Here is an 11472-nt window from a genome sequence, read left to right as displayed (position 1 = left end):
GACAATGATGGAGGAAACTGGGTTACCAGTTTCTTTTGAATTTAAGAGAGTAGATTCTAATTTTGTGATATTAAATTAAACAAAGTTATATTCAAGGTTTACAACCGTAACAAATGGGACAGGCACGAAAGGTGTATACCCATAAAATAGAGATAAGCTGTTTAAAATTAGTTACCATAAATAAGAAAAGTTAGCCAGTCCCCAGGTAGCTACTATGTAGCGTAGTTGTTCGGGACTGGCTTTGATGTTTTAGATAGAAGTATAAAATTATGAGAGCATCAAGTGTTAGCGAAGAAAATAAATTTACCGTGCCTGTCCCATTTGTGATGGAGCTAAGGCTATAATTTATTGCTTATTTAGATTTTGTTAGCAGAACTAAATTTATATAAAAAATACGTTTAGTATTATTAGGAGTATAGCGAGTAGTAATAACCACAACTATTAACTTTTCACTCTTAACTCTTAACTAGCAAAGCATTACAATTCTTAATTGACAAAGTCCCATTTGCTATGGAATAAAGACTTATAATTATTCATTACTTAGATTTTTAAATAACTTCTTAGAAATTAAAAGTGATGGTTAAAATTGAACTTCAATTTCTTTTAAATTTAATAGATTTTCTTCAATTAATAGAAATAAGGAATATGTCGAATAATGTCTTGCAAAAACGAGTAAAATGTCGAAAAACATTAAAATATTAAAAAATAATTAAAAAACAATAATTAAATTTAAAATATTCTGTAAACACCATTGACAATAGATAAAAATTCTGCAAAAATACAAAATATACAAAAAAATAGATAAATTTACGTATAAATATAAATTTTTATAAATAAATATTCATACAAAAAGATTCTAAATATTATAAAAAAAGAATTGTAAAGTATATAAAATTTCCACTAGGCTATGGTATGGTTAATTAATTCTTAGGCATAACTATTAGAGTATAACTATATATTGTGTTAAAAATTTAAAATTCTAGGATATTGTTGTAAAGATTATTCAACATGAAAAATCATAAGGCTATATTCTATGTGATGCCAAGAATATTATATAAAATAACAGAAAAGGGGAGTAAAGAGAATGAAAAAAAGTTCAAGAGTAGTTTCAACTTTATTACTTGGTGCTACAGTTGCATCTGCAAGCACAGGAGTATTCGCAGTTGAATCAAACAAAGTAATTCAAGAAAAATTAGCTGGAGAAACTAGATTTGAGACAGCAGTTCAAGTTAGTGAGAAATTTGGAGAGGCAGAAACAGTAGTTTTAGTTAACTACACTGGAATAGCTGACGCATTAGCAGCAACACCACTTGCTAAAATGAAAAATGCTCCAATATTACTAACAGAAGCAGGAATCTTAACAAAAGCTACAGCTGACCAAATAGAAAAATTAAAAGCTAAAAACATAATAATCATTGGGGGAACTACAGCAGTTTCAGAAAATGTAGAAAAGCAATTGAAAGAATCAGGAAAAACAGTTGAAAGAATAGCAGGGGAAGATAGATATACTACAGCAGTAGAAGTTGCTAAAAATATGGGTGATGTTGAAAAAGTTGCTGTTGTTAATGGAATAAATGGTCTAGCTGATGCACTATCAATAGCAGCGCCAGCAGCAAAAGAGGACATGGCTATAATTTTATCTAATGGACAAAATGTAGAAGAAGGAAAAGAAATTGTAGACAAAGCAAAAACAAAATATGCTGTAGGTGGACAAACTGTTCTTTCAGATGAACTAGTTAATAAAATTGGTGCAGAAAGAATAGCAGGAGACAATAGAAACGAAACTAATGCAGAAGTTTTAAATAAGTTCTATAGTGAAACTGAGTTAGATAAAGTATATGTTGCTAAAGACGGTGTAGGAAGTGCAAATCACACTAGTTCATTAGTTGATGCACTAGCAGCAGGTCCATTAGCAGGCAAAGAAGCAGCACCTGTAATGTTAGTTGGTTCTGAATTAGCTAATAGTCAAGAAGCATACTTAAAATTAAGAACAGCTCAAACATTAGTAGAAGTGGGTAATGGAATAAATCAAAACTCAGTACAGGCTATAATAAAAGCTCTAGAAGTTAAAGATGTAGAAGAAGAAGCAAAAATAGTATCTGCAAAAATTATAAATGCTGGACAAATTCAAGTAAACTTTAATAAAAATGTGGATAAAGATTCAGCTGAAACAATAGATAAATATACTTTAAAAGGTAGTGAAGACGGAAATCTAGTAGTTAAATCAGCTAAAGTTAAAAATGATGGAAAAGCGGTTGTACTTACTTTAGATGAAGGTAAAACTTATAAGAATCAACAAAACATTGATATAAAAGTTGAAAATATCTTAGCTGCTGATAAAATAGAAAAGTTCCCTAAATTTGAAACGACAGAAAGATTACTTGATACAGAGGTGCCAGTAATAAAGGAAGTTAAACAAGTAGGACCAAGACAATTTGATTTAGTATTTAACGAGCCAGTTAAAGAAGGAGCTAAATTCGATATACAAATAAAACAAGGAAACAATGTATACACAGTAGCAAATAAAGAATTTAATTATGCTGAAAACACTGTAACAATAAATACAGGAGTAGACTTAGCAGATGGAGCTTATAATTTACAAGTAGGTGAGGGATCCTTCGTAGATTTTGTAGGACTAAAATCAGATGCTATGGAAAAAGAATTAACAGTTAAAAAAGATACTTCAGAAGTAGTTATGAGTGAAGCAACTTCAATTGGAAACATAGCAGCTATAAACTTCAATAAAAAAGTTAAAAACTTTACAAATGCTAATGTAAAATATTACTTAGATTATGTAAATGAAGCTAATGAATTTGTTGGACAAGTTCAAACAGCAGAAGGAACAACTGATAAAATAGATGTTAAATTTAATAAATTAATAACTCCAGGAAAACATAAAGTTATTGTAAAATATGCAGATGAAAATGAAGTTAAAATAGAAGACTTATGGGGAAACAAATTAGCATCTGGACAAATAGCATTTGAAGTTGAAAATGATACTAAAGCACCAACAGTATCAAAAGTTGAATATAAAGATAGTAATAAAATAGAAGTTGACTTTAGTAAAAATGTTAAAGGTGCAGATGATATTAGCGCTTATGAACTTAAAAACTCTAAAGGTGAAAAAATAGCTATATCAAATGTTAAGTATGATGCAAGTGCATATAAGGCAACTTTAACAGTTGGAAAAATTGAAGGAGTTCACAATTTAGTAGTAAAAGGTGACAAAATCACAGATACAACAATAAATGAAAATAAATTAGCAGAAGTTTCATTTGAAATAGTAGCTCCAGATAAAACTCCAGCAACAATTAAAAAAGCTGTAATCGGTGGAGAAAATCAAAATAAAATGACTATAGAATATAGTGAAGCTATGAAAACTAGTGGCTCAGGTTCAATACTTGATAAGTCACTATATGAAGTTAAAATTGAAGGACAGTGGATTAACTTAAATACAATAGATGATGCTAAAATCGAATTAATAGGTTCAGATTCATCTAAAGTTAAAGTAACGTTACCAGAAGAAAAACAATTAGACGTTACAACACCAGTAAGAGTAGGACCAGTTCAAGACTTAGCTGGAAACACTGCGCCAATAGGTGAAACAGTAACAATAGAAGCTGTGGAGAAAGATGCAGTAACTATAGAAGATGAAGCTAATGTAGTAGATAAAAATAAATTAGAAATAATCACAGAAGCAACTATAAAAGACGTTTCAAAAATAAAAGTTACAAAAGATGACGATACACAATTAAATATAGCAAGCTATGATGTATCTAAAACTGATGAAGGAAAAACAAAATTAACTTTAACATTTACTAAGGTTGATAATAATGATAACTTTACAACTAATCCATCAGGAAACATAAAAGTTAAATTTGAGGACGGAGCAGCTATTACAGAGCTTGGAACAAGCAAAGGATTTGACGATTTTAAAGCATTAGCTTTAGTTGATAAAATATCTCCGGAGTATGTAAAAGATTCTGCAAAAGCTATTAAAAATGCTGAAGGAAAATTAGAAACAGTAGAATTATCATTCTCTGAAAAATTAAAAGGCGTAAATGAATTCTCTTTTGAAGTAGAAGGATTCAAAGTAAAAGAAGCTGCATGTGATGAAAATGGAAAAGTTATATTAACTTTAGACACTAAATCACAAGAAGAAGCAACTAATTTAGATAAAGTTGTTGTAAAACAAGTTGCTAAAATAACTGATGCTAATGATAATGAAATAAAAGGATTTACAGCAGAAGCAAAAGTTGAAGCAAAAACTGAAGAAGCAGTAGTAACTAAAGTAGAAGTTGCTGGACAAAGTAACGTAACAATTCCAGGAGCAGATAATGTATCAGAAACATATATTGCTACAGTAAAAGATCAAAATGGAGCAGCAATGACTGGACAAAATGTAGTATGGTCAGTAACTTCAGCTACTGGAGTAACAATTAATCCATCAACAGGAGAATTAACTGTAGATAATACAGCTATAGCTGGAACAGTAACAGTAACAGCTACAGTAGGAACAGTTACAGGAACAATCACAGTGACTTTAGTATAAAAGCCTATAAACTTACCATAAATTTATCATAATTAAAGTTAACACAATATCCTATTAGGTTTTACTCCCTAAAGGGTAGTTATTAAATATAATAAATAAAAAGAAGCCCAATGATTAAAAATCATTGGGTTTCTTTATGCTGGAAATAATTATGAAGGAAGTTGGAGGTTGATTAGTTAAAGGTTAAGAGCTAAGAGTCCAGTTTCTTTTGAATTAGAAGGAGAAAAACCTGAGTTTGAGAAATAAAACTAACTAAAACTATATTTAAAGTGTACAGCCGTAACAAATGGGACAGGCACGACTAATGTAGTTCCATAAAATAAAAAGTAGCTCTTATAATTTAATTACCATAAATAAAAAAAGTTAGCCAGTCCCTGAGATAGTTAACAGTTAAGAATTAATAGTTAAGAGTTCAGGATGAAACTGGATCACCAGTTTCTTTGAAATAAAGTAGCTTTGCTGCGTAGATATTCGGGACTGGCTTTGAACTTTTAGATAGAAGTATAAAGTTAGAAGAGCATCAAGTGTTAGCGAAGAAAATAAATTTATCGTGCCTGTCCCATTTGTTATGGAGCCAACACTAGGGGCAATTGTTTGTTTGAAAATTTTACTAAAACCCAAATAGGGGTACTGGTTCTTTACTTATCTTATTATGGGAATACAGCAATTGTGGAATCTACAGTTTAAACGAAGAAAATAGACACAAATAAACCTGTCCCTCTTGTGATGGAGGTAGAACTTTGAACGATTGATACTTAGAAGTTTTATTTTTGTAGATTCAAAAATGTTTATATATTAGAGTTTAAAGTTAAAGAGATAAAACAAACAAAAGATATATTCAAAATGTAGAGCCGTAACAAGAAGGATAGGCGTACCAAAGTATATTATCCATGAGTAATTTTTTCAGTGAAATCGAAAGGTTATCAATAAAACTTAAAGCAATCAAAGCCGGTCCTAAAATAGCAGCTTTGCTGCGTAGATGTTCGGGACCGACTTCGATTTTTATTGGAGAAAAACTAAAATTAACAAAAGCATCTATCCCAAAGTATAGCAAAGTAGCCAATTACGCGTCTGTCCCTCTTGTGATGGAGGCAGAACTTTGGGTGATTAGATATTTAGCTGAGGTAGAGAGTTTGGAAAAATTGACAATGGACAAAGGACAATCAATTAGGAATTGACATTTGACAATGGACAATTGACAATTTAGGTTGAAACTGGATTCCAGTTTCTTTTTAATTAAAAGAGAGTAAAATTTGAGTTTGGGAGATAAAACAAACTAGAACTAGATTCAGGGTGTAGCACCGTAACAAGAAGGATAGGCGTACCAAAGTATATTATCCATGAGTAATTTTTTCAGTGAAATCGAAAGGTTATCAATAAAACTTAAAGCAATCAAAGCCGGTCCTAAAATAGCAGCTTTGCTGCGTAGATGTTCGGGACCGACTTCGATTTCTATTGGAGAAAAACTAAAATTAACAAAAGCATCTATCCCAAAGTATAGCAAAGTAGCCAATTACGCGTCTGTCCCTCTTGTGATGGAGGCAGAACTTTGGGTGATTAGATATTTAGCTGAGGTAGAGAGTTTGGAAAAATTGGCAATGGACAATTGACAATTTAGGTTGAAACTGGATTCCAGTTTCTTTTGGATTAGAAGGAGCAAAATCTGAGTTTGAGAAATAAAACAAATTAAAACTATATTCAAAATTCGCAGCCGTAACAAGAAGGACAGGTTCATTTAATTGTACCACCATAAAAAACTCTAGTACTCAATAAAAAGGCTAGATAAAATAAATTACTGAGCAAAGAATCAGTACTTGAACTGCAAACTATACTATCAGTTTCTTTCAATTGAATGGAGTAAAGTTTAATAGATTTTCTTCAATTAATAGAAATAAGAAATATGTCGAATGATGACTTGCAAAAACAAATATATTGTCGAATAATAATACAAAAAGGAATAATTTGAAGAAAATAATATATAAATTAAAATTAAATCAAAAATAATACGAAAAATCGTTGACAATGAAAAAAAAATCTGTGAAAATACAAAATATAGGAATGGTTAGCTATAAAATTTAGTTATAAAAGTAAAATTTTATAACTAATCCAATACGCAAAATAATATTCTAAATATTAAAACTTTGGAATAAAAAAATAAGTAAGTTTCATAATTTCAAAATTAGCTAACATAATTTCTAGGTATCAATATAGAACATAGCTAGATAAATCAGGTTTAGGGAGAATTAAATTCTAGGATATTGTGTTAACGAATAAATGTGAAGACTCTAGCCCTATGTTCTATATAATGCCAAGAGCATTATATAGAACAGTAGAAAAGGAAGTGAGCCTAGTGAAAAAAAGTTCAAGAGTTATCTCAACATTTTTAATAGGTGCTAGCTTAACAAGTATAAATGCTAACGTATTTGCACTTGAATCCAATAAAGTTGTAAGAGAAAAATTAGCAGGAATAGATAGATTTGAGACAGCAGTTCAAATTAGTGAAAAATTTGGGAGTGCTGATACTGTCGTTTTAGTTAATTACACAGCTATAGCTGATGCATTAGCAGCTACACCCCTTGCTAAAATGAAAGATGCTCCAATATTATTAACGGAAGCAGGAAGCTTAACAAAGGCTACAGCTGACCAAATAAAAAAATTAAATGCTAAGAATGTAATAATCGTTGGAGGAACTACAGTAGTTTCTGAAAACGTAGTAAAAGAATTAAATGCTATGGGAAAAACAGTTAAAAGGATATCAGGAACTGATAGATATACTACAGCTGAAGAAGTTGCTAAAAATATGGGTAACATTCAAACCGTTGCTGTTGTTAATGGAATAAATGGTCTAGCAGATGCACTATCAGTAGCAGCACCAGCAGCAAAAGAAAACATGGCTATAATTTTAACTGATGGACAAACTATAGAAGCAGGAAAAAAATTTATAGATAACGCTTCAACAAAATATATAATCGGTGGAGAAACTGTTATTTCTGAAAACTTGAAAAATCAAATAGACGGTGAAAGAATAGCAGGATTAAATAGAAATGAAACTAATGCAGAAGTGTTAGAAAAATTTTATAACCAAAGTGAATTAGAAAAAATTTATGTTGCTAAAGACGGTGTAGGAAGTGAAAATCACACTAGTTCATTAGTTGATGCATTAGCAGCAGGTCCATTAGCAGGTAAAGAGGAAGCCCCTGTAATGTTAGTTGGCTCTGAGTTAGATAATGGACAAGAAGCCTATTTAAAAGAAAGAACAGCTGGAAAATTAATAGAAGTAGGAAATGGAATTAATCAAAATGTTGTTGAGGATATAATAAAAGCTTTAGAAGTTAAAGATATAGAAGAAGCTAAGATATTATCTGCAAAGGTTTTAAATGGTGGACAAGTTCAACTAAAATTTAATAAGAATGTAGATAAAGATTCAGCAGAATCTATAGATAGATATACTTTAAAAGGTAGTGAAAATGGAGAACTAATAATAAAATCAGCTAAAGTTAAAGAAGATAAAAAAACAGTTATACTAACTTTAGATGAAAAAAAATATTATAAGAATCAACAAAATGTTGATATAAAGGTACAAAACATACTAACAGAAGATAAAGCTGAAAGATTTCCTAAATTTGAGGCTACAGAAAAATTACTAGATACAGAAGTACCAATAATAAAAGAAATTAAACAAGTAGGGCCAAGACAATTTGATGTTATATTTAACGAACCAGTTAAAGAAGGTTCTAAATTTGATATAGAAATAAAAAAAGGTAGTAACATATACACAGTAGCTAATAAAAAGTTCAACTACGAAGATTGCACTGTAGCTATAAGTACAGGAGTAGATTTAGAAGATGGAGTTTATAACCTAGAAATAGGGGAAGGATCTTTTGTAGACTTTGTAGGATTAAAATCCGATACTATGGAAAAACAGCTAACAGTGAAAAAAGATACTTCACCAGTAATAATCAGTGAAGCTAAAGCAAATATGTATACTGCAAAAGTAAAATTCAATAAAAAGGTTAAAAACTTTACAGATCCTAATGTTAAATACTATTTAGACTATGTAAATGAAGCTAATGACTTTACTGGTGAAATAGAAACAGCAGAAGGTGTAACAGATGTAATAGAAATTAAATTCAATAAAATAATAATACCAGGAAAACATAAAATTATTATTAAATACCAATATGATAATGAAACTAAAATAGAAGACTTATGGGGTAATGAATTATCATATGGAGAAATAGAGTTTGAAGTTGAAAATGATACTACAGCTCCAAAAGTATGGGAAGTTGAATATAAAGATACTGATAAAATACATATTATCTTTAGTAAAGATGTAAAAGGTGCTAATGATAAAAATGCCTATGAGTTAAAAAACTCTAAAGGTGAAAAAATAAATATATTAAATGCATCATATGATGATACTCAGTGTAAAGCAACTTTAACTGTTGGAAAAATTGAAGGAGATTACACTCTATTAATAAAAGGTAACAAAATTACAGATACCACTGTAAATGAAAATAAACTTTCAGAATGTACCTTTAAAATATCAGCTCCAGATAAAACTCCAGCAATAATTAATAAAGTTATACTTGGTGGAGAAAACCAAAACAAAATGATATTAGAATATAGTGAAGCTATGAAAACTAGTGGCTATGGTTCAATACTTGATAAATCATTGTATGAAGTACAAATAGCAAATAAATGGGTTAACTTAAATACCATAGAAAATGCAAAAATAGAGCTTATGTCAAATGATAACTCTAAAATAAAAATAACATTACCAGAAGAAAAACAGTTAAACTCATTAGAGCCACTAAGAGTAGGACCAGTTCAAGATTTAGCTGGAAACACTGCACCAATAGGTGAAACAGTAATAATAGATACAATAAAACAAGATGCAGTAACTATAGAAGACAAAACTAATATAATAGATAGAAATAAAATAGAAATAGTTACAGAATCAACTATAAAAGACGTTTCTAAAATAAAGGTTAGAAAAGATGATGATAAAGATTTAAACATAGCAAGCTACGATATAACTAAAAATGATGATGGAAAAACAAAACTAACCTTAACATTTGCTAAAGTTGATAACAACGACAACTTTACAACTAACCCATCTGGAAACATAGAAATTAAATTTGAAGACGGGGCAGCTGTAACTGAACTTGGAACTAACAAAGGTTTTGATGATTATAAAAAAGTAGCAGTAATAGATAAAGTTGTACCACAGTATGAAAAAGATACAGCAAAAGCTATAAAAAATGAAGAAGGTAAACTAGAAAAAGTAGAATTCGCATTATCAGAGTCTGTAAAAGGTGTAAATGAATTTGCATTTGAAGTAGATGGTTATAAAGTAAAAGAAGCTAACTGTGATGAAAATGGAAAAATCACATTAACTTTAGATATTAACTCACAAAAAGAAGAAACTAACGTAGATAAAGTTGTGATAAAACAAGTTGGAAAAATAACAGATAACAACGACAATGAATTGAAAAACTTCACAGTAGAAGCAAAAGTAATAAAAAAAGCAATAGAATCTATAACTAACCCAGAAAACATAACAGGTAAAAAAGCAGAAATAAAACTGCCATCAGAAGTAGAAGTAACATACAACGATGGAACCATTGGAAAAGTGGATGTAGCATGGGATAAAACAATAGATGAACTATTAAGTGGAGAAAACACACTAACTGGAACAATAAAAAACACAAGCAAACAAGCTAAACTAAAAGTTACCATAACCGATAAAAACTAAAGTAACTAATTCAAATAAACTAAATAATATTAAAACGAAAGAACCAGTACATGATTACATATCAGGTACTGGTTCTTTCGTTTAAGAAGTTTCATTAGAGCTAAGTGAGGATTAGTGTATATAATTGATAATGGACAATTGGGTTAGAAATTGACAATGGACAATTGACATTTGACAATGATGGAGGAAACTGGGCTACCAGTTTCTTTTGAATTTAAGGGAGTAAAATCTGAGTTTGAGAAATAAAACTAACAAAAGCTAAGATCTAATTTTACGGCCGTAACAAATGGGACAGGCACGACTAATATAACTCCATAAAATAAATAGTAGCTCTTATAATTTAGTTATATAAATAAAAAAGTTAGCCAGTCCCCAGGTAGCTACTATGTAGCGTAGTTGTTCGGGACTGGCTTTGAACTTTTAGATAGAAGTATAAAGTTAGAAGAGCATCAAGTGTTAGCGAAGAAAATAAATTTACCGTGCCTGTCCCATTTGTGATGGAGGTAGAACTTGGTATAATCGCTTACTTAGTTGAGGTAGTTCTTTGAAAATTGACAATGGACAAAGGACATTTGACAATGATGGAGGAAACTGGATTCCAGTTTCTTTGAATTTAAGGGAGCAAAATTTGAGTTTGAGAAATAAAACTAACAAAAGCTAAAATTCAGTTTTACAGCCGTAACAAGAAGGACAGGCGTACCTAAGTATATTCTGCATAAGTTATTTTCACAGTGAAATAGAAAAGTTATCAATAAAACTTAAAGCAATCAAAGCCGGTCCTAAAATAGCAGCTTTGCTGCGTAGATGTTCGGGACCGACTTCGATTTCTATTGGAGAGAAACTAAAATTAACAAAAGCATCTATCCCAAAGCATAGCAAAGTAGCCAATTACGCGTCTGTCCCTCTTGTAATGGAGCTAAGACCATAATTTATTGCTTACTTAGATTTTGTTAGTAAAGCTAGATTCAAAAATACGTTGAGAATTACTATGAACGAAGTGAGTAGTAATAACCACAACTATTAACTTTTCATTCTTAACTCTTAACTAAAGAAGTCCCTCGTGTGATGGAGGTAGAACTTGGTATAATCGCTTACTTAGTTGAGGTAGTTCTTTGGAAATTGACAATGCACAAAGGACAATTGACAATGTTGGTTGAAACTC

The 11472-nt window shown here is 30.3% G+C and carries 5 protein-coding genes; all 5 read left to right on the top strand.

Going from position 1 to position 11472, the window contains the following annotated elements; genetic code table 11:
• The first annotated feature begins 1084 nt into the window (after window positions 1–1084).
• The 5 genes from CSGHG_RS06905 to CSGHG_RS24605 all read left to right on the top strand — a co-directional run bounded on the left by CSGHG_RS06905 (window position 1085) and on the right by CSGHG_RS24605 (window position 11238).
• A complete protein-coding gene (locus tag CSGHG_RS06905) occupies window positions 1085–4552 on the top strand; it encodes a cell wall-binding repeat-containing protein (RefSeq protein WP_010293681.1) in 3468 nt (1155 codons plus the stop codon).
• An 890-nt stretch (window positions 4553–5442) separates the two neighbouring features.
• Window positions 5443–5730: a hypothetical protein gene (locus CSGHG_RS06900; RefSeq protein ID WP_010293679.1), complete on the top strand. Its 288-nt coding sequence runs from the start codon at window positions 5443–5445 to the stop codon at window positions 5728–5730.
• A gap of 162 nt (window positions 5731–5892) precedes the next feature.
• The gene (locus tag CSGHG_RS06895; protein ID WP_010293676.1) at window positions 5893–6162 is read left to right on the top strand and encodes a hypothetical protein; all 270 of its coding nucleotides are present in this window, start codon (window positions 5893–5895) and stop codon (window positions 6160–6162) included.
• A 650-nt stretch (window positions 6163–6812) separates the two neighbouring features.
• Window positions 6813–10310, top strand: a complete 3498-nt coding sequence (locus tag CSGHG_RS21825) for a cell wall-binding repeat-containing protein (RefSeq protein WP_010293673.1) — start codon at window positions 6813–6815, stop codon at window positions 10308–10310.
• Window positions 10311–11103: 793 nt separating this feature from the next.
• A complete protein-coding gene (locus CSGHG_RS24605) occupies window positions 11104–11238 on the top strand; it encodes a hypothetical protein (RefSeq protein ID WP_268869844.1) in 135 nt (44 codons plus the stop codon).
• Window positions 11239–11472 lie beyond the last annotated feature (234 nt).

It is taken from the genome of Clostridium senegalense JC122, from assembly GCF_000285575.1.
GTDB classification, from domain to species: Bacteria; Bacillota; Clostridia; order Clostridiales; family Clostridiaceae; genus Clostridium_J; species Clostridium_J senegalense.
This window is presented reverse-complemented; position numbering and strand designations above follow the sequence as displayed.

Coding starts and splice junctions, on each gene's coding strand:
- CSGHG_RS06905 (WP_010293681.1), top strand. CDS start 1,085: ATGAAAAAAAGTTCAAGAGTAGTTTCAACTTTATTACTTGGTGCTACA.
- CSGHG_RS06900 (WP_010293679.1), top strand. CDS start 5,443: ATGAGTAATTTTTTCAGTGAAATCGAAAGGTTATCAATAAAACTTAAA.
- CSGHG_RS06895 (WP_010293676.1), top strand. CDS start 5,893: ATGAGTAATTTTTTCAGTGAAATCGAAAGGTTATCAATAAAACTTAAA.